Here is an 18,477-nt window from a genome sequence, read left to right as displayed (position 1 = left end):
AATGGTGCCAGCATTAATCACAACAAATCACCAGTTGATTACTTTTGATTAAACCAGGAGTCAAAACGATGAGTAAAGTGAACACCATTACCCGTGAATCATGGATTCTGAGCACTTTCCCGGAATGGGGTAGCTGGCTGAATGAAGAGATTGAGCAGGAACAGGTTGCTCCTGGTACCTTTGCAATGTGGTGGCTGGGGTGCACGGGGATCTGGCTGAAATCAGAAGGTGGCGCGAATATTTGTGTCGATTTCTGGTGCGGCACCGGCAAACAGAGTCACGGTAACCCGCTGATGAAAAAAGGCCATCAGATGCAACGCATGGCGGGCGTGGAAAAACTTCAGCCAAACCTGCGTACCACACCGTTTGTTCTTGATCCGTTCGCCATTCGCCAGATCGATGCCGTTCTCTCTACGCACGATCATAACGATCATATTGATGTCAACGTGGCGGCAGCGGTCATGCAAAACTGTGCCGATGACGTACCGTTCATCGGGCCGCAAACCTGCGTGGATTTATGGATCGGCTGGGGCGTACCGAAAGAGCGCTGCATCGTCATGAAACCGGGCGATGTGGTCAAAATTAAAGACGTTGAGATCCACGCGCTGGATGCCTTTGATCGCACTGCACTGATTACCCTTCCGGCCGATCAGAAAGCCGCAGGCGTACTGCCAGACGGTATGGACGAACGTGCGGTGAACTACCTGTTTAAAACGCCCGGCGGTTCCCTGTACCACAGCGGTGACTCTCACTACTCAAACTACTATGCAAAGCACGGCAATGAGCATCAGATTGATGTGGCGCTCGGCTCATACGGGGAGAACCCACGCGGCATTACAGATAAAATGACCAGCGCCGATATGCTGCGCATGGCGGAAGCGCTGAACACCAAAGTAGTGATCCCTTTCCACCACGATATCTGGTCAAACTTCCAGGCTGACCCACAGGAGATACGCGTACTGTGGGAAATGAAAAAAGATCGCCTGAAGTATGGCTTTAAGCCGTTCATCTGGCAGGTAGGAGGCAAGTTCACCTGGCCGCTAGACAAAGACAATCTCGAGTATCACTACCCACGTGGTTTTGATGATTGCTTTACTCTTGAGCCAGACCTGCCGTTCAAGTCATTCCTCTGATTATTAAGGCCCATCGCCAGACCCGTGTGTCTGGCGGTTTCATATTTCTTTTAGTAATTTCACGCTATTTCAAATATCATCTTTTAAAATCAATTCTTATCGGAATAGCTCATGACGGAAGCGCAACGGCATCAAATATTACTGGAACTCCTGGCGCAAACAGGGTTTGTCACCGTTGAGAAAGTGATCGAACGTTTAGGGATTTCCCCGGCAACAGCGCGGCGGGATATTAATAAGCTGGATGAAAGCGGTAAGCTGAAAAAAGTCCGCAATGGTGCGGAAGCGATTAGCCAGCAGCGTCCACGCTGGACGCCGATGAACATTCATCAGGCGCAAAATCATGATGAAAAAGTCCGTATTGCCAGAGCGGCATCGCAGCTGGTGAACCCCGGCGAGAGCGTGGTGATCAACTGCGGCTCGACGGCGTTTCTGTTAGGTCGGGAGATGTGCGGAAAGCCGGTACAAATCATCACGAACTACTTGCCGCTCGCCAACTATCTTATCGATCAGGAGCATGAGAGCGTGGTGATCATGGGCGGCCAGTACAACAAGAGCCAGTCCATTACGCTCAGCCCGCAGGACAGCGAAAACAGTCTTTATGCCGGACACTGGATGTTTACCAGTGGCAAAGGCCTGACCGCAGATGGCCTCTACAAAACCGATATGTTAACCGCCATGGCAGAACAAAACATGCTTAACGTGGTGGGCAAGCTCGTTGTGCTGGTCGACAGCAGCAAAGTGGGCGAACGCGCAGGAATGCTGTTCAGCCGTGCTGAACAGATAGACATGGTGATCACCGGCAAAGGTGCCAACCCTGAGATCCTCCAGAAACTGAAAGATCAGGGTGTCAACGTCCTGTGCGTTTAAAGGTGCTGGCGGAAGAAGTCCACCGTAGCGTCCAGCGCCGTTGGCGTAATGCGGTGGCGAACGCCCGCTTCCCACAGGCAGGTCAGGTTGCCATCCAGCCCGTCGTGCTGCAGCGCCTGCTGAAGCCGGAACGTTTCTCCGGGTGGGACCACATCGTCCGCATCACCATGCCACAACAGCAAAGGACGATCGGCCAGACGCGGTAACGCCCGGGTAACCTCCCACTCTGCAAGCGCCGCCTCAACCTCCGTGAGTGCCTGAGGTGGAAAAAGCGTCTTCGCCAGTGAGGTGAAGTAGCCCGAGCCCATCAGACAAGCCACTGACTTCACTTCTGGATGGTGCGTCATGATCCCCAGCGCCGCCATCCCGCCCATCGATGCCCCAGCCACGGCCAGCCGATTATCAGCCACCAGCCCTGCCTGATAAAGCGCGTCGCGCAGCCCGGCAAACTCGGTCAGGCTACCGTGCAAAATGTGCCAGAACTGCCCAAGTCGCGCCTGTTCGTTGCCGGTAAAACGTGCGCCGTGGTCAGGTGCATCCGGCATGACCACACGAAAACCGGCCTGCGCGAGCGCCACCGCAAAATAGCTGTAGACCAGCTTCGATGAGGTAAACCCATGATAAAACACTATAACAGGCAGTGGTTCCTCACGTTTTCCGGCAGGTGTTGCGTGTAATATTTCACGATCACCCAGATGGCGTATTTCAATTTCAATCATTGTCGACCCTGTAATGATGAATGATTCATAATGTTGAGAACTGGGTTACGATTTCACGCTATTTTCATTCGAAAATTACGCCCCAGCTAACACTTCGGGAACATTCCCCCAAAACTAAATTCACAGACAACTACACTATGGCTATCAGGAAACGAGATATGGTTATGCGCAGGTTTGCTGCTTTATTGCTGATGTTACTGCTCAGTGGCTGTAGCGCGCTGCAGGGAACGCCACAACCCGCTCCCCCGGTGGCCGATCACCCGCAGGAAATCCGTCGTAATCAGACGGAAGGATTACAGCGTATGGGTACCGTCTCTGCGCTGGTTCGCGGCTCCCCGGATGACGCGGAAGAAGCAATAAAGGCACAAGCCGTCGCCGCCAAAGCAGATTATTACGTCATCATTATGATCGACGAAACCATCATTACGGGACAGTGGTACTCACAGGCCATTCTGTATCGTCAATGATCGTCTTCATTTGAACGACATTTACACTGCTTTGCGTCCATAGACACTTTCCTGTCCACAATAAACTCCATGCCCGCAACAATGGAAGTGAGTTTATTCGCGAAGGATTGCCCGGCGGATACCGGAGACATGTGAAATGGAGCTGACGATGAAACGAACTCTTGCTTTGACCACACTGTTGCTCTCAGCAGGTCTTGTGAGCACAACCGCGCAGTCAGCTGAATTTGCCAGTGCTGATTGTGTGACTGGCCTGAATGAAATTGGCCAGATCTCCGTGAATAATATTTCGGGGAGCCCGCAGGACGTTGAACGTGTCGTTGCATTAAAGGCCGATGAGCAGGGTGCTTCATGGTATCGCATTATCCAGATGCAGGAAGATCAGTACATCGATCACTGGCGGGTACAGGCCATTCTCTACGCGTAATCCCCCTCCGATAAAAGCCACTTACTTTTAGTGGCTTTTCGTTTTTGCAAATTTTTTATCTTTTAGCAAACCAATTAAAAACAATTAAATAACATTTTGTTACACTAAACCAGTAAACGTTATCTCTGCTCTGCCGTTGAAAAGCCATACCTTTTCAATGATGAGCAATTTATGATCAACTTTTTCCGTCGTGCAGGTCTGGGTGCAAAGCTGTCGCTGCTTACCGGTGCCAGTGTCGCCATCCTGTTTCTGTTTTTCACTTTTCTGCTCAGCCAAAAAGCCAGCCAGCAGCTTGAAGCCCTCGCGATAGAAGACCTGCATAATCAGTCCACCGGCATGGTCGATATGGTGCAGATGTTTAACACCAGCCTGAGTGAAGAGGTCGAGAGTTATACCCGGCTGTTTACCACCTTTTTGCCCCAGCCACTGAGCGTTGATAACACTCAAACCCAGACGATTAACGGGATTAACGTTCCGCTCCTGAAAGGAGGGGAAACCGGGCTACATGAAAACAATACCCTTTCAGACGATTTTCTGAGCCGGACAGGGGCAATCTCGACCCTGTTTGTGCGTAGCGGTAACGACTTTGTGCGCGTCGCCACATCGCTGCGCAAAGAGAACGGCGAGCGGGCAATGGGCACCGTTCTGGATACCACCAGCCCGGCCTTTGCCGCCGTTACCCGGGGCGAGGTTTATCGCGGTCTGGCGCTGCTGTTCGGCAAGCGCTACATCACCCAATACCAGCCGGTTAAAAACGCAGACGGCCAGGTCATTGCAATCATCTTTGTAGGTGTGGACATCACTCACTCCTGGAACGTCATGCGCGAGAAAATCCTCAACCGTCGACTGGGCGAGAGCGGTCACTTCTTTGTTCTGGACCGCAGCCATGGCAAAACGCGCGGGCAGTATCTGTTCCACACCAGCGCGGAGGGAAAAGTACCGGAGTGGGATAGCGCTATCCAGCAACAGCTGTTGAGTGATAAATCCGGCACGCTGGAGCGCGTCAGTGCCGATGGTCGCACGCTGACCATGGCGTATACGCCACTGCCAGGCTGGAACTGGGCCATTGTCGGCGAAGTGGATAAATCGGTACTGCTCTCAAGCGTGACCGCCATGCGCGACCGCTTCCTGCTGGCAGGGGTGGTGCTGTCAGTGCTCTTCGCAGGTCTGTTTGTGGTCATTATACGACGCATACTGACACGCCCATTGCGCAATGTGATCCACCTGGCCCGACAGTATGCCGCAGGCGATCTGCGCTCCAGCCTGCCCGTGACCCGCCAGGATGAGGTCGGTCAGCTCATCGATGCCATTAACGGTATTGGAGGGGGACTGCAGAAAATTGTTCTACAGGTGCGCGAGGCCGCAGCGGAGATCCATATGGGCACCAACGCGCTGGCATCCGATAGCGAAGAAATCTCCGGGCAGATTAACAAGCAGGCCAGCAGTGTAGAAGAGACGTCTGCCAGCATGGAGCAACTGGCCGCGACCGTGCAGCAAAATGCCGCCAACATGGAACAAACGCAGCAACTGGTAGGCGAAACGTCGCGCGCGGTACACCAGGGCGGTGAGACGGTCACCCACGCTGTCGCTACCATGGATGATATTCGCGAAGCATCAAAGCGAATCGAAGACATCACGCGCGTGATTGAATCCATCGCTTTTCAGACCAACATTCTGGCGCTTAACGCAGCGGTTGAAGCAGCCCGCGCAGGCGAGCACGGAAAAGGTTTTGCGGTGGTGGCGCAGGAAGTACGCGCGCTGGCAGGACGCAGCGCCAACGCGGTGAAGGAGATTGAACAGCTCATCGGTGATACGCTTAGAAAAGTCAGCGAAGGCCATGCGCTGTCTGAACAAACGCGTCTGGCGATGGATTCCATCATCGTGCATATCGATAACATCAACAAGCTGGTCACGGAGATTAACCATGCGTCCCGCGAGCAATCCGCGGGAATAGGCCAGGTTAATCTGGCCATGACCCACATTGGCGAAGCGTCGCACATCAACGCCGACCGCGTCCTACGCAGCGAACAAACCGCACACACGCTGCGTGAGAAAGGCTCACACCTCACCCAACTGGTGAGCCTGTTCCAGCTAAAGAGTTAGCCAACCCTGCCCGTGGCACGCAACAGCAGGTCATTTTGCACCTGCTCGCTCATCAGCGTACCGCCACGGGTATCAAGCATCATGCGGCACCACGCCTGCGCCACGGGTGGCGATGCGTGCCGCAGCATCTGACTTCCGGCCCCCAGCAGGAAAAGCTGCTGCGTAATCTCCCGCCCCTGCGCCTCCTGCGGTTTTCGCAGTTTTTGCTGAAGCTGACGCCAGCTGCGATCGAAGTGCCTGTCCTGCCCTTTTACCTGGGCAAAATCATCCACAAGCAGGTCGAGGATGCCGGATTGCTTCGTCAGAACACGCAGAACGTCCAGGCACATAATATTGCCGGACCCTTCCCAGATGCTGTTCACGGGCATCTCACGGTACAAACGGGGAAGCTCACTCTCCTCGCAGTAGCCTGTGCCGCCGAGCACTTCCATGGCTTCCGCCGCAAACGGGATACCCGCTTTGCAGACGCTGTATTTCGCCGCGGGGGTGAAAAGCCGTGCCCAGGCGGCCTCCTGAGGATCGGCACGCCTGTCCCACGCCCGGGCCAGACGGAACAACAGTGCCGTCTGGCCCTCCAGCATCAGCGCCATGCGGCTCAGCACATCGCGCATGAGCGGCTGGTCGATAAGGTTTTTACCAAACGTCTGGCGTTGATGCGCATGGTAAAGCGCCACGGATAAAGCCCGACGCATCAGCCCATGACTGCCCAGCGCGCAGTCAAACCGCGTCAGGCCGCCCATTCGGAGGATCTGGCGTACCCCTTCTCCTTCCTCCCCCAGCAGCCAGCCGGACGCATCCAGGAATTCCGCTTCGCTGCTGGCGTTAGAGCGGTTGCCGAGCTTCTCTTTCAGCCGCTCCAGACGTACGGCATTGCGTTGCCCGTCAGGCAAAAAGCGTGGAACAAAAAAGCAGGACAGCCCCCCTTTCGCCTGGGCCAGCACCAGATGCGCATCGCTTTGCGGCACAGAGAAAAACCATTTATGCCCGATAAGCCGGTAGCTGCCGTCACTGCACTTTTCCGCTTTGGTGGTATTGCTGAGTACGTCCGAGCCGCCCTGTTTTTCTGTCATCCCCATGCCAATCAGCAGGCCGCGCTTTTGCGCCCCTGGGGCAAGATGAGGATCGTAACGATCGCTCATTAACGGCGTGATCCAGTCACGGAACGGCTCGGGCAGCGCCTGTTGCAGCAGCGGTGTAGCAGCAAAGGTCATGGTGACAGGGCAAAGCGTGCCCGCTTCTACCTGAGCGTGCAGGACAAAACGTGCAGCTCTGGCGACAAACGCGCCTTTGCGCGCCTCCTCTTCCCACGCCAGGTTATGGACACGGTTGGCGCAAAGTCCCTGCATTAAGAGGTGCCATGCGGGATGAAAGCGAACATCATCCAGTCGCTCCCCGGTGGCGTCATAGCGTAATAACTCCGGCGGATTAACGTTCGCCAGCCTGCCCAGTTCCAGCGATTCCGCGGTTCCTAACTGCTGGCCGATGCTGGCAAGAAGCTCGATATCCCACTCGGCGCCTTCGCGAACAACCGCGTCACGCAGAGCGCAATCAGAGAGGAAAAGGTTGCTGTTTGAGAGCGGTGCAGGTTGATTAAAAACGGTATGGGTCTGCCAGTGCATGCTGTCTCCCTCCTTCAGTGGCAATGAAGATAAGTATGGACAGGCCACGTGCACGCTGCATGGGAGTGAGGTCACACGATGACGATCCCGCTGATATCATTCGTGAAATAGCTCACAGAACATAAGAATAAACTATTTCGCGCATTCGCTTTTGTTGAATAATTTATTCTTACCCCCCTTTCAGTGAGGAACGTTATGCAACCGGATGTGCATAAGCGTGCATTAATTGCAGGCTCCATTGGTAACTTTATCGAGTGGTATGAGTTTGCGGTCTATGGTTTTCTGGCGACCGTAATTGCGAAGAACTTCTTCCAGCTTGAGGGGGACGCGGGGCTGACCAGCCTGATCCTCACCTACGCTTCCTTTGCCATCGCCTTCTTCTTCCGCCCGCTGGGCGCGGTGGTGTTTGGCAGAATAGGTGACCGGATAGGCCGAAAACCGACGCTGATTATTGTACTGGTGCTGATGACGCTGGCCACCGCCGCAATCGGTATTGTGCCGGTCTATGCCAGCATCGGCATTGCCGCCCCGCTGATTATCACGCTGCTGCGCATCCTGCAGGGATTGTTCGCCGGTGGTGAGTATGGCGGCGCCGTCTCGCTGATGACCGAGTTTGCCCCACGCGGCAAGCGGGGCCTCTACGGTGCATGGCAGTCATTTACCGTCGCGCTGGGCCTGTTAGCAGGCGCTGGCATTGTCGCACTGCTCTCTGCCCTTCTGACACCGGAAGCCCTGCATGACTGGGGCTGGCGCATCCCGTTCTTCCTGGCATTACCGATGGGTGTGGTGGCGCTGTGGCTGCGGGTGAGTATGGAAGAGACGCCAAGCTTTGTGCAACAGCAGGAAAAGCCGGTTGCCGCTCAGGCTGATACCGTCGCCACGCTCAACGCCATTGTGATGGGCATTGGCCGGGTGATGGTCTGGTCAGCGGCGGGTTATACCTATCTGGTGATAATGCCCACCTATCTGCAGTCGGCGCTGCATACCGGGTTTAACCAGGCGCTGTTGATTGCGGTGATTTCGAATATCGGTTTTGCGCTGACGATTATTCCGTCCGGGATCCTGAGCGACAAAATCGGACGCCGCACGGTGATGATCGTCGCCACCACGTTGCTGCTGCTCCTTGCCCTGCCGCTGCTGAAGGTTTTACAGGCGGAGTCCAGCACGCTGGCCATCAAAGCGCTGGTGGTGCTGATTGCGGGTGGTCTGGTGGGGATGCTGGCAGGTCCCGGGCCGGCGATGCTCTCAGAGATGTTCCCGACGCGCGTACGGTATACCGGGCTTGGGCTGGCTTATTCCCTGTCGAACGCCCTTTTCTCGGGCTGCGCGGGGTTGATTATTACCGGGCTGATTAAAGAGACGGGCAACCTGGATATTCCGGCTTATTACGTCATGGCGACGGCGGTAGTGAGTATCTTCGCGCTGATGACGCTCAGGAAGGATGACCATTTGCGGTCACTGGAGGAGTGAGTTTTTCACCGTCTGGTGACCCTCCCACAGAAAATATGAAAGGCCGTCCTCAGGACGGCCTTGCTGTTTATTCCCCGCGCTGACGTACCGCTTCAAACAGGCAGATACCTGTTGCCACGGAGACGTTCAGAGACGACACGCTGCCCGCCATTGGAATGCTGATCAGCTCATCGCAATGCTCACGGGTCAGACGGCGCATACCTTCGCCCTCGGCACCCATTACCAGTGCCAGACGGCCGGTCATCTTGCTCTGATAAAGAGTATGATCAGCTTCACCCGCGGTACCGACGATCCAGATATTCTCTTCCTGCAGCATACGCATGGTGCGCGCCAGGTTGGTGACGCGGATCAGCGGTACGTTTTCCGCTGCGCCACAGGCCACTTTCTTCGCCGTCGCGTTAAGCTGTGCAGAGCGATCCCTCGGCACGATAACGGCATGAACACCTGCCGCATCTGCGCTTCGCAGACATGCGCCAAGGTTGTGCGGGTCGGTCACGCCGTCAAGGATCAGGAAGAATGGATTTTCCAGCCCGGCGATAAGATCCGGCAGATCGTTTTCCTGATACTGACGACCTGGCTTAACGCGGGCAATAATGCCCTGGTGAACGGCACCTTCACTTTTCTCATCCAGGAACTGGCGGTTCGCCAGCTGGATCACGACACCTTGTGCTTCCAGGGCGTGGATCAGCGGCATCAGACGTTTGTCTTCACGCCCTTTCAGAATAAACACTTCCTGAAAACGCTCCGGTGCGCGCTCCAGCAGGGCCTGCACCGCGTGGATGCCGTAAATCATTTCACTCATTGATGGTTCTCGTTCTGTCTTTTCTTTTCCCTCTCTCCGCAGGAGAGAGGGTCAGGTTGAGGGGGAGAATTACTCCGCCTGCTGTTTCTTCGCTGCGCGCTTTGCCCTGGTGGCAGCCGCAATTTTCTGCGTTTTGGTGGACGGCTTTTTCGCCTTCCGGGCCTCTTTCTTCGCGGCCTTCGGCTTCTGTTTCTTCTCACCGCGGAACGCGCTGTCTGGCTCGAAGTTTACCTTCTTACCCGCCTGACGACGTTTGCCACCGCTGTTGCCGTTGCCCCCTTTTTTCGTCTTTTCACGCGCCGTTTTACCCACATTACGCGGGGCACGCTCGCTGGAGATCAGGCTAAAGTCAATTTTACGGTCGTCCATATTAACGGCTTCGACCTTCACTTCCACGCGATCGCCAAGACGATAGGTCTGGCCGCCAGATTCGCCAATCAGGCGCTGCCCGACCTGGTCGAAACGGTAGTAGTCGTTATCCAGGCTGGAGACATGCACCAGACCGTCGATAAACAGTTCATCCAGACGGACGAAGAAACCAAAGCCGGTGACGCTGGCAATCACGCCTTTAAAGACGTTACCCACCTGGTCCAGCATAAAGTCACACTTCAGCCAGTCTGCCACGTCACGCGTCGCTTCATCTGCACGACGTTCGGCCATGGAACAGTGCTGACCGAGTTGCAGCATCTCTTCCATTGAATAATGGTAGCCACCGGTTTCGGTCGTATTACCTTTATGACCCTGCTCCTGCGCCAGCAGATACTTGATCGCGCGGTGCAGGGAAAGGTCCGGATAACGACGGATCGGCGAGGTAAAGTGGGCGTAAGACTGCAGCGCCAGACCGAAGTGACCGCGGTTTTCCGGATCGTAAATCGCCTGCTTCATGGAACGCAGCAGCATGGTCTGCAGCATTTCTGCATCCGGGCGATCGCCAATCGACTCCAGCAATTCAGCGTAATCACGCGGCTCTGGCTTGTTACCGCCAGGCAGTTCCAGACCCAGTTCAGCCAGCACGGAGCGGAACGCAGTGATGGCTTCGGTCGACGGTTTATCGTGAATACGGAACAGCGCAGGTTCTTTGGCTTTCTCAACGAAACGTGCCGCCGAGATGTTTGCGAGAATCATACACTCTTCAATCAGCTTATGGGCATCGTTACGCTGGGTCTGCTCAATACGTTCAATGCGGCGTTCAGCGTTAAAGATGAACTTCGCCTCTTCGCTCTCAAACGAGATCCCGCCGCGCTCTTCACGCGCCTGATCCAGCGTTTTGTAGAGGTTATGCAGCTCTTCGATGTGTTTCACCAGCGGCGCATACTGCTCACGCAGATCCTGATCGCCCTGCAGCATATGCCAGACCTTGGTGTAGGTCAGGCGCGCATGGGAGCTCATTACCGCTTCGTAGAATTTGTAACCCGTTAAGCGCCCTTTGGTGGAGATGGTCATCTCGCAGACCATGCACAGGCGGTCAACCTGCGGGTTCAGGGAGCACAGGCCGTTAGACAAGACTTCCGGCAGCATCGGAATTACCTGCGACGGGAAGTAGACCGACGTTCCACGGCTGCGCGCTTCGTTATCCAGCGGAGTATGCGGGCGAACGTAATAGCTTACGTCAGCGATGGCAACCCACAGACGCCAGCCGCCGCCGCGTTTTTTCTCGCAATAAACGGCATCATCGAAGTCGCGGGCATCTTCACCATCAATAGTCACCAGCGGCAGATCGCGCAGATCCACGCGGCCCACTTTGGACTCTTCCGGCACGTCTTCTTTCAGGCCGACAACCTGCTCTTCAACCGCTTTCGGCCAGACGTAAGGAATTTCATGAGTACGCAGCGCCATATCAACGGCCATGCCGGTGCCCATGTTATCGCCTAACACTTCGACGATTTTCCCGACCGCCTTGGTGCGGCGGGTAGGACGCTGGGTGAGTTCAACCACCACCACAAAGCCCATACGTGCGCCCATCACCTCTTCAGGCGGGATCAGAATATCGAAGCTCAGGCGGCTGTCGTCCGGCACCACAAAACCCACGCCTGCATCGGTAAAATAGCGGCCAACAATCTGGCTGGTTTTAGGGACCAGGACACGCACCACGCGCGCTTCGCGGCGACCTTTACGGTCCGCGCCCAGCGGCTGCGCCAGGATCTGGTCACCGTGAATGCACATCTTCATCTGTTCAGAGGAAAGATAAAGATCGTCTTTACGGCCTTCTACGCGCAGGAAGCCAAAGCCATCACGGTGGCCGATGACGGTGCCTTTCAGCAGGTCAAGACGTTCGGGAAGCGCATAGCACTGACGGCGGGTAAAGACCAGTTGCCCGTCGCGCTCCATCGCACGCAGGCGGCGGCGAAGGGCTTCAATTTGCTCTTCACCTTCAATGTTTAATTCAACGGCAAGTTCTTCACGATTGGCGGGTTTTTCGCGTTTTGTTAAGTGTTCAATGATGAACTCGCGGCTGGGGATAGGATTCGCGTATTTTTCGGCTTCGCGTTCCTGGAAAGGATCATGTGACATATCGGTTCCTCCGTTGTCAGCTCCGGTGGAAATTTTCTTCATTCCACCAGCAATAATTTATAAAGTGGTTGATTCTCTTCAACCAAATCGGCCAGCGTGTAGTTATCCAGTTCCTTGAGAAAACTTTGCACGGCCAGAGAAAGTGCCTGTTTAAGGCGACAAGCGGGCGTAATGTGGCAGAACGCGCTGCTGCAGTTCACCAGAGACAACGGCTCCAGTTCACGTACCACATCCCCAACACGAATACTCTGCGCCGGTTTACCGAGACGGATCCCACCATTCTTCCCGCGGACGGCAGCAACGTATCCGGCACGACTAAGTTGATTGATTATTTTGACCATATGATTACGGGACACACCGTATACCTCTGTAACCTCAGAGATACTGGTCATTTTCCCATCGGGTAACGACGCCATGTAAATCAGCGCGCGTAAGCCGTAATCGGTGAAACTTGTTAACTGCACATCAACCTCAGGAAAAAGGGAAAACGCGGATAAACCGCACAGATATTCATTAATGATGATAAACCAGCCAGATAGTAAGCGGCTAATTTATTTGACAGACGGGGCGAAAAAGCGGAGATCGAGGAGCGTTCGCCGGATGGCGCGACGCGTATCCAGCCTGCGGGTTGTCCCGCAGGCCAGCAGTCACGAAGATTATGCGTCGAACGGGTCGCGCAGGATCATCGTTTCAGTACGATCAGGGCCGGTAGAGATAATGTCGATCGGCACTTCGGTCAGTTCTTCAATACGCTTGATGTAATTCAGTGCTGCCTGTGGCAGACCGCTACGCTCTTTCACACCAAACGTCGTTTCAGACCAGCCTGGCATGGTTTCGTAGATTGGCTCGATGCCTTTCCAGTCATCCGCAGCCAGCGGAGTGGTGGTCACTTCGCGACCATCAGGCATACGGTAGCCTACGCAGAGTTTCACCTCTTTCAGACCGTCCAGCACGTCCAGTTTGGTCAGGCAGAAACCAGACAGGGAGTTAATCTGTACTGCGCGACGCACGGCTACCACGTCCAGCCAGCCGGTACGACGACGACGACCGGTGGTCGCGCCAAACTCGTTACCCTGCTTGCACAGGAACTCGCCGGTTTCATCAAACAGCTCAGTCGGGAATGGACCCGCACCCACGCGAGTGGAGTAAGCTTTGATGATGCCCAGAACGTAATCCACATAACGTGGACCCAGACCAGAACCGGTCGCAACGCCACCTGCGGTGGTGTTAGAGGAGGTGACGTACGGATAGGTACCGTGGTCGATGTCCAGCAGCGTACCCTGCGCACCTTCGAACATGACGAAATCGCCACGCTTGCGCGCCTGGTCCAGCAGATCGGACACATCAACAACCATACCGGTCAGAATGTCAGCAATCGCCATGACGTCATCCAGCACTTTCTGGTAGTCAACAGCGTCAGCTTTATAGAAGTTCACCAGCTGGAAGTTGTGATATTCCATCACTTCTTTCAGTTTTTCAGCGAACGTCTCTTTATCAAACAGATCGCCCACGCGCAGACCGCGACGAGCAACTTTGTCTTCATAAGCCGGACCGATACCACGACCGGTCGTGCCGATCGCTTTCGCGCCACGCGCTTTTTCACGCGCTACGTCCAGCGCCACGTGATAATCAAGGATCAGCGGGCAGGCTTCGGAGAGCAGCAGACGCTCGCGAACGGGGATACCACGGTCTTCCAGACCTTTCATCTCTTTCATCAGAGCAGCCGGAGACAGCACAACGCCGTTACCGATGATGCTGGTGACGTTTTCGCGAAGAATGCCTGATGGAATAAGATGGAGGACGGTTTTTTCACCGTTGATTACGAGAGTATGGCCTGCGTTGTGACCGCCCTGGTAGCGTACAACATATTTAGCCCGTTCAGTCAGAAGATCAACAATCTTCCCTTTACCTTCGTCACCCCATTGGGTGCCCAGTACGACGACGTTGTTACCCATTTTTTTCAAAATCACCGTTTGCTTAAAAATGGATTCTACCATCGCTTTTTCAGATATACAGCACTTTTTGACCTCAAAATACGCCAAACCAGATTACTTTTTGATCAGCCAATCGTTTTCCTCAACATGTAGTAGATAACGATGCCGGCAACCACAAGTCCGCCCCCAAATCGACGCAAAATATTATCCGGCAACTGGCTCAGAGAGGCTATCATCCGACGCCATGCACTCGGATAAAGCATAGGTCCAAGACCTTCCAGCACCAGAACCAGGGCCAGCGCAAGCCAAATGGTTGAATTCATTTTTAATCCTTATAAAAGAAAACCACCGCTCCGTTGAGAGCGGTGGTTTGAATACTCAAACTGGCCTGAGTTTATCGCGTTGCGTTAGCCGGCGTCTTCATGTAACGGAAGAAATCGCTGTCCGGGCTGAGCACCATCACATCCTGGTTGCTCTGGAAGCTGTTCTCGTAAGCTCGCAGGCTACGGATAAAGGCGTAGAAGTCGGGATCCTGGCTGAAGGCATCGGCAAACAGTTTTGCCGCTTCGGCATCCCCTTCACCGCGCAGAATACGGCCCTGACGCTCAGATTCTGCCAGCGTCTTGGTCACTTCGTAATCCGCTGCCGCACGCAGTTTCTCCGCCTCTTCCTGACCTTGTGAACGATGACGACGGGCTACCGCTTCACGCTCGGCGCGCATACGGTTGTAAATCGCCTCGGACACTTCCGCTGGCAGGTTGATCTGCTTGATACGGACATCAACCACTTCGATACCCAGAGCAGCCATACTGTTCGGGTTGATCACCGGCACTTTGCCGTTGGTTTCAGCCTGAACGCGTTCAGCCGCTTTGGCAATGGCATCATCCGCTGCCGGGGTGGTGACTTCGTCTTCGGTTCCTGCAGAACCGGAGTTCAGCGCATCACGCACTTCCAGCGTCAGACGACCACGGGAGTCGGTGACGATGTCTTTCACATCCAGACGACCAATCTCAGAGCGCAGACGGTCAGAGAACTTACGTTTCAACAGCACTTCCGCCTGAGAAACGTCGCCACCGCCCGTTGCCAGGTAGTAGCGGCTGAAATCACTGATACGCCATTTGATGTAGGAATCAACGATCAGGTCTTTCTTCTCTTTGGTCACGAAACGGTCGGCCTGGTTATCCATGGTCTGGATACGGGCGTCGAGCGTTTTCACCGATTCAATCAGTGGCATTTTAAAGTGCAGGCCCGGCTCAAACACCAGCGGCTTGTTCTCGCTGTCGCGCAGAACTTTACCAAAACGCAGGGTAATTCCACGCTCGCCCTCTTTCACCACAAAGATAGAGGTATAAAGCACGACCAATACGATGATGATGATCGCAATAACTGACTTACGCATCCTTATTCCCCCTGACGCTGGTAGTCGTTACGCTGCGCGTTAGCACGGCGTTGGTCCATAATGTCACCATCGTTCGAAGAAGGCGTGGTTGTGGCGCTTGAGCTACCGGATGCCGCAGGTGGCAGACGCAGCAGGTTGTTGGCACCGCTGGTATCCGCCTTTGCCGCCGGCGCCGAACCGCCTTTCAGCATCTGATCCAACGGCAGTACCATCAGGTTTCCACCTTTGCTGTCGTTAACCAGTACCTTACGCGTATGGCTCAGCACTTTTTCCATGGTCTCAATATAAAGACGTTCACGGGTAATCTCCGGAGCCGCTTTATATTCTGGCAAAATCTTCGCGAAACGCGCCACTTCACCCTGAGCTTCCAGGACGGTCTGGGTTTTATACGCACGCGCTTCTTCAAGAATACGCTGCGCCTGACCGTTAGCACGTGGCTGAACTTCGTTGGTGTACGCTTCCGCTTCACGGATGTACTGTTGTTCGTTTTCACGGGCGGCAATCGCGTCATCAAACGCGGCCTTCACCTCTTCCGGCGGACGAGCAGCCTGGAAGTTGACGTCCAGCAGGGTGATACCCATGTTGTACGGGCGAATGGTCTCTTCCAGCTCACGCTGGGTATCGCTACGAATAACGGTACGACCTTCGGTCAGAATGCGGTCCATGGTGTATTTACCGATCACACCGCGCAGCGCACTGTCTGTGGCCTGACGCAGACTGTCATCTGCACTGGTCACGCTAAACAGGTAGTGCTGCGGATCGGTGACGCGGTACTGGACGTTCATCTCAACGCGCACAACGTTCTCGTCGGAGGTCAGCATCACGCCGGACGCCGCCAGTTCACGGACAGACTCCACGTTCACCGCGGTCACGTCGTCAATGAAAGTCGGTTTCCAGTTCAGACCTGGTTCAACCAGATGGCTGAACTTACCGAAACGGGTGACCACACCGCGTTCCGCTTCTTTAATGGTGTAGAACCCGCTGGCAGCCCAGATGATCACCACGGCAGCGGCAACAATGCCCACCACGCGGCCCCCTAACTGCGGGCGCGGCCCCTGAGTGGAACCTCCACCAGAGCCAGAACCTTTACCTCCGCCAAGGCCACCAAGCTTCTTGCTTAGCTTGCGGAAGATATCATCCAGATCCGGCGGCCCCTGCTCGCGACCACCTTTGTTGCCATTTCCCCCAGAGTTGCCGCCTTGATTATTGCTGCTTCCCCACGGGTCGCGGTCTTGTCCGTTATTACCGGGCTGATTCCACGCCATGTATATGCTCCATATTTGTTATGCAAGGGCGAATTATTCAGGCATCCCCTTTCTGATCAGACGATATAGTCGACCAGCGCAGGTTCTTGTTTACAGAGGCGACGCCAGTCAACGATCGGCAAACGCACCTGCATCCCCACGCTGCCGTCATCCTCCATCCACTCTTTTTCTATCGCCTGAAGCTGATAAAACCGGCTGCGCAGCCTGCCTTCCTGTGGCGGCAATCGCAGCGTGTGCTGGGCTACCTCACCGGAAAGACGTTCTGTCAAAGCCTGGAAAAGCAGTGGCACACCAATACCGGTCTGAGCGGAAAGCCAGACCCGAATCGGTTTGTTCTCTTCATCTCGGTCGATACGCGGCTCAAAATCCTCCAGCATATCGATCTTGTTCATCACCAACAGCGTTGGGATGTCGTCGGCGTCGATCTCGTCGAGCACCACGTTTACCGCGTCGATGTTCTCCTGCAAGCGAACGTCTGCAGCATCAATGACGTGCAGCAGCAGGGTCGCCTGACGCGTCTCCTGCAGGGTGGCTTTAAACGCAGCCACCAGGTCATGCGGCAGGTGACGGATAAACCCTACGGTATCCGCCAGCACCGTTTCACCGACGTCGGCGACGTCAATACGACGCAATGTGGGGTCCAGGGTCGCAAACAGCTGGTCTGCGGCATAAACCTGGGCCTCAGTAATCTGGTTAAACAGGGTGGATTTACCGGCGTTGGTATACCCCACCAGCGACACCGTCGGGATGTCAGCTTTTGATCGCGCCCGACGTCCTTGCTCACGCTGTTTTTCAACGCGTTCCAGACGTGAAAGGATCTGGGTAATACGGCCACGCAACAGACGGCGGTCGGTTTCAAGCTGGGTCTCACCCGGACCGCGCAAACCAATCCCGCCCTTTTGTCTTTCAAGGTGGGTCCAGCCACGCACAAGCCGCGTTGCCAGATGGCGCAACTGCGCCAGCTCAACCTGCAGCTTACCTTCGTGAGTACGCGCACGTTGAGCGAAAATATCTAAAATCAAACCCGTGCGATCGATAACACGGCATTCGCAAAGACGTTCCAGGTTACGTTCCTGAGCCGGAGACAGCGCATGATCAAACAACACGACTGACGCGCCGGTTGCTTTTACGGCATCCGCAATTTCAACTGCTTTACCTTCACCAACAAAATACTTTGGGTGCGGCGCTTTACGGCTACCGGTAATCACCTGCATTGCTTCGACACCGGCGGAAGAGACCAGAGATTCAAACTCCTGGAGGTCTTCCATATCTTTGTCTTGCGTAAAATAGATGTGTACCAGCACCGCCTGCTCACCGGCATCATAACGGTCAAACAAGCGTAAATTCCTCAAAAAAGATCAGCGGGGAACGCAGGATCCCTGGCTCCCCGTGTGGATAACAGCCCGAAACCTTATTCGGTATCTTCGCTGTCCTGCGCAGGAGAAGAAGAACCCTGCGCGCTGCTGCCATGATGGTAGTTACTACCCGTGCCGCCGCCAGTGTTATTGCTGTGATGGGATACCGGACGAGACGGAACAACTGTAGAAATTGCGTGCTTATAGACCATCTGACTGACCGTGTTTTTCAACAGGATCACGAACTGATCGAAAGATTCAATCTGACCTTGCAGCTTAATACCATTCACCAAATAAATAGAAACTGGAACACGTTCCCGACGCAATGCGTTCAGGAACGGATCTTGTAAAGATTGCCCCTTAGCCATTCTATCTTTTCCTTATATGCTTGTTTTGTACTTAGAACCTT

The 18,477-nt window shown here is 54.9% G+C and carries 17 protein-coding genes; 6 read left to right on the top strand and 11 right to left on the bottom strand.

What is annotated here, in order from left to right; translation table 11 throughout:
- The first annotated feature begins 68 nt into the window (after positions 1-68).
- Positions 69-1,133: an L-ascorbate 6-phosphate lactonase gene (ulaG, locus tag HV242_RS01925; protein ID WP_020882936.1), complete on the top strand. Its 1,065-nt coding sequence runs from the start codon at positions 69-71 to the stop codon at positions 1,131-1,133.
- A 111-nt stretch (positions 1,134-1,244) separates the two neighbouring features.
- Positions 1,245-2,000, top strand: coding sequence for an HTH-type transcriptional regulator UlaR (gene ulaR / locus HV242_RS01920; RefSeq protein ID WP_014168326.1), 756 nt, complete (start codon positions 1,245-1,247; stop codon positions 1,998-2,000).
- Here the strand turns inward: ulaR and yjfP are convergent.
- Complete coding sequence (yjfP, locus tag HV242_RS01915; RefSeq protein ID WP_050737597.1) at positions 1,997-2,719, bottom strand: esterase; 723 nt, start codon at positions 2,717-2,719, stop codon at positions 1,997-1,999. The two genes, ulaR and yjfP, sit on opposite strands and share 4 nt — an antisense overlap.
- Positions 2,720-2,856: 137 nt before the next feature.
- Here yjfP and bsmA point away from each other — a divergent pair, with 137 nt between their 5' ends.
- The 3 genes from bsmA (at position 2,857) to HV242_RS01900 (ending at position 5,713) form a co-directional block, all read left to right on the top strand.
- Positions 2,857-3,186 (top strand): biofilm peroxide resistance protein BsmA, encoded by a 330-nt coding sequence (bsmA, locus tag HV242_RS01910; RefSeq protein WP_025206249.1) that lies wholly within the window; start codon positions 2,857-2,859, stop codon positions 3,184-3,186.
- 148 nt (positions 3,187-3,334) lie between these two features.
- Positions 3,335-3,610 carry a DUF1471 family protease activator YjfN gene (gene yjfN / locus HV242_RS01905; protein ID WP_025206250.1) on the top strand — a complete coding sequence of 92 codons (276 nt, stop codon included), beginning with the start codon at positions 3,335-3,337 and terminating at the stop codon, positions 3,608-3,610.
- A 171-nt stretch (positions 3,611-3,781) separates the two neighbouring features.
- Complete coding sequence (locus tag HV242_RS01900; protein ID WP_047355591.1) at positions 3,782-5,713, top strand: methyl-accepting chemotaxis protein; 1,932 nt, start codon at positions 3,782-3,784, stop codon at positions 5,711-5,713.
- Here the strand turns inward: HV242_RS01900 and HV242_RS01895 are convergent.
- Positions 5,710-7,332: an isovaleryl-CoA dehydrogenase gene (locus tag HV242_RS01895; RefSeq protein ID WP_025206252.1), complete on the bottom strand. Its 1,623-nt coding sequence runs from the start codon at positions 7,330-7,332 to the stop codon at positions 5,710-5,712. The genes HV242_RS01900 and HV242_RS01895 overlap by 4 nt on opposite strands.
- A 195-nt stretch (positions 7,333-7,527) precedes the next feature.
- Between HV242_RS01895 and HV242_RS01890 the strand changes: the two genes are divergently transcribed.
- Positions 7,528-8,802, top strand: coding sequence for an MFS transporter (locus HV242_RS01890; RefSeq protein ID WP_050737598.1), 1,275 nt, complete (start codon positions 7,528-7,530; stop codon positions 8,800-8,802).
- Positions 8,803-8,869: 67 nt separating this feature from the next.
- Here the strand turns inward: HV242_RS01890 and rlmB are convergent, their stop codons facing one another.
- The 9 genes from rlmB to hfq form a co-directional block, all read right to left on the bottom strand.
- Positions 8,870-9,604 carry a 23S rRNA (guanosine(2251)-2'-O)-methyltransferase RlmB gene (gene rlmB, locus HV242_RS01885; RefSeq protein ID WP_014168319.1) on the bottom strand — a complete coding sequence of 245 codons (735 nt, stop codon included), beginning with the start codon at positions 9,602-9,604 and terminating at the stop codon, positions 8,870-8,872.
- Between the two features lie 69 nt (positions 9,605-9,673).
- Entirely contained in the window at positions 9,674-12,115 is a 2,442-nt protein-coding gene (gene rnr / locus HV242_RS01880; RefSeq protein WP_050737599.1) for a ribonuclease R, read from the bottom strand.
- A 38-nt stretch (positions 12,116-12,153) separates the two neighbouring features.
- Positions 12,154-12,579, bottom strand: coding sequence for a nitric oxide-sensing transcriptional repressor NsrR (gene nsrR, locus HV242_RS01875; RefSeq protein ID WP_014168317.1), 426 nt, complete (start codon positions 12,577-12,579; stop codon positions 12,154-12,156).
- A 192-nt stretch (positions 12,580-12,771) separates the two neighbouring features.
- A complete protein-coding gene (locus HV242_RS01870) occupies positions 12,772-14,070 on the bottom strand; it encodes an adenylosuccinate synthase (protein WP_025206256.1) in 1,299 nt (432 codons plus the stop codon).
- Positions 14,071-14,174: 104 nt separating this feature from the next.
- Positions 14,175-14,372: a DUF2065 domain-containing protein gene (locus HV242_RS01865; protein WP_050737600.1), complete on the bottom strand. Its 198-nt coding sequence runs from the start codon at positions 14,370-14,372 to the stop codon at positions 14,175-14,177.
- Positions 14,373-14,443: 71 nt separating this feature from the next.
- A complete protein-coding gene (hflC, locus tag HV242_RS01860) occupies positions 14,444-15,448 on the bottom strand; it encodes a protease modulator HflC (RefSeq protein WP_014168314.1) in 1,005 nt (334 codons plus the stop codon).
- Between the two features lie 2 nt (positions 15,449-15,450).
- A complete protein-coding gene (gene hflK, locus HV242_RS01855; RefSeq protein ID WP_014168313.1) occupies positions 15,451-16,713 on the bottom strand; it encodes an FtsH protease activity modulator HflK in 1,263 nt (420 codons plus the stop codon).
- Between the two features lie 56 nt (positions 16,714-16,769).
- On the bottom strand, positions 16,770-18,050 hold the full coding sequence (hflX, locus tag HV242_RS01850) for a ribosome rescue GTPase HflX (protein ID WP_020882944.1): 1,281 nt from the start codon (positions 18,048-18,050) through the stop codon (positions 16,770-16,772).
- Positions 18,051-18,124: 74 nt separating this feature from the next.
- Positions 18,125-18,436, bottom strand: coding sequence for an RNA chaperone Hfq (gene hfq / locus HV242_RS01845; RefSeq protein WP_014168311.1), 312 nt, complete (start codon positions 18,434-18,436; stop codon positions 18,125-18,127).
- Positions 18,437-18,477 lie beyond the last annotated feature (41 nt).

Source organism: Enterobacter sp. RHBSTW-00593 (genome assembly GCF_013784105.1).
GTDB lineage: Bacteria > Pseudomonadota > Gammaproteobacteria > Enterobacterales > Enterobacteriaceae > Enterobacter > Enterobacter ludwigii.
This window is presented reverse-complemented; position numbering and strand designations above follow the sequence as displayed.

Excerpts from the sequence above, each read along its gene's own strand:
- yjfN (WP_025206250.1), top strand. The coding sequence starts at position 3,335 with ATGAAACGAACTCTTGCTTTGACCACACTGTTGCTCTCAGCAGGTCTT.
- ulaR (WP_014168326.1), top strand. The coding sequence starts at position 1,245 with ATGACGGAAGCGCAACGGCATCAAATATTACTGGAACTCCTGGCGCAA.
- HV242_RS01890 (WP_050737598.1), top strand. The coding sequence starts at position 7,528 with ATGCAACCGGATGTGCATAAGCGTGCATTAATTGCAGGCTCCATTGGT.
- HV242_RS01900 (WP_047355591.1), top strand. The coding sequence starts at position 3,782 with ATGATCAACTTTTTCCGTCGTGCAGGTCTGGGTGCAAAGCTGTCGCTG.
- yjfP (WP_050737597.1), bottom strand. The coding sequence starts at position 2,719 with ATGATTGAAATTGAAATACGCCATCTGGGTGATCGTGAAATATTACAC.
- HV242_RS01895 (WP_025206252.1), bottom strand. The coding sequence starts at position 7,332 with ATGCACTGGCAGACCCATACCGTTTTTAATCAACCTGCACCGCTCTCA.
- hflK (WP_014168313.1), bottom strand. The coding sequence starts at position 16,713 with ATGGCGTGGAATCAGCCCGGTAATAACGGACAAGACCGCGACCCGTGG.
- HV242_RS01865 (WP_050737600.1), bottom strand. The coding sequence starts at position 14,372 with ATGAATTCAACCATTTGGCTTGCGCTGGCCCTGGTTCTGGTGCTGGAA.
- ulaG (WP_020882936.1), top strand. The coding sequence starts at position 69 with ATGAGTAAAGTGAACACCATTACCCGTGAATCATGGATTCTGAGCACT.
- rnr (WP_050737599.1), bottom strand. The coding sequence starts at position 12,115 with ATGTCACATGATCCTTTCCAGGAACGCGAAGCCGAAAAATACGCGAAT.
- hfq (WP_014168311.1), bottom strand. The coding sequence starts at position 18,436 with ATGGCTAAGGGGCAATCTTTACAAGATCCGTTCCTGAACGCATTGCGT.
- HV242_RS01870 (WP_025206256.1), bottom strand. The coding sequence starts at position 14,070 with ATGGGTAACAACGTCGTCGTACTGGGCACCCAATGGGGTGACGAAGGT.
- bsmA (WP_025206249.1), top strand. The coding sequence starts at position 2,857 with ATGGCTATCAGGAAACGAGATATGGTTATGCGCAGGTTTGCTGCTTTA.
- rlmB (WP_014168319.1), bottom strand. The coding sequence starts at position 9,604 with ATGAGTGAAATGATTTACGGCATCCACGCGGTGCAGGCCCTGCTGGAG.
- hflC (WP_014168314.1), bottom strand. The coding sequence starts at position 15,448 with ATGCGTAAGTCAGTTATTGCGATCATCATCATCGTATTGGTCGTGCTT.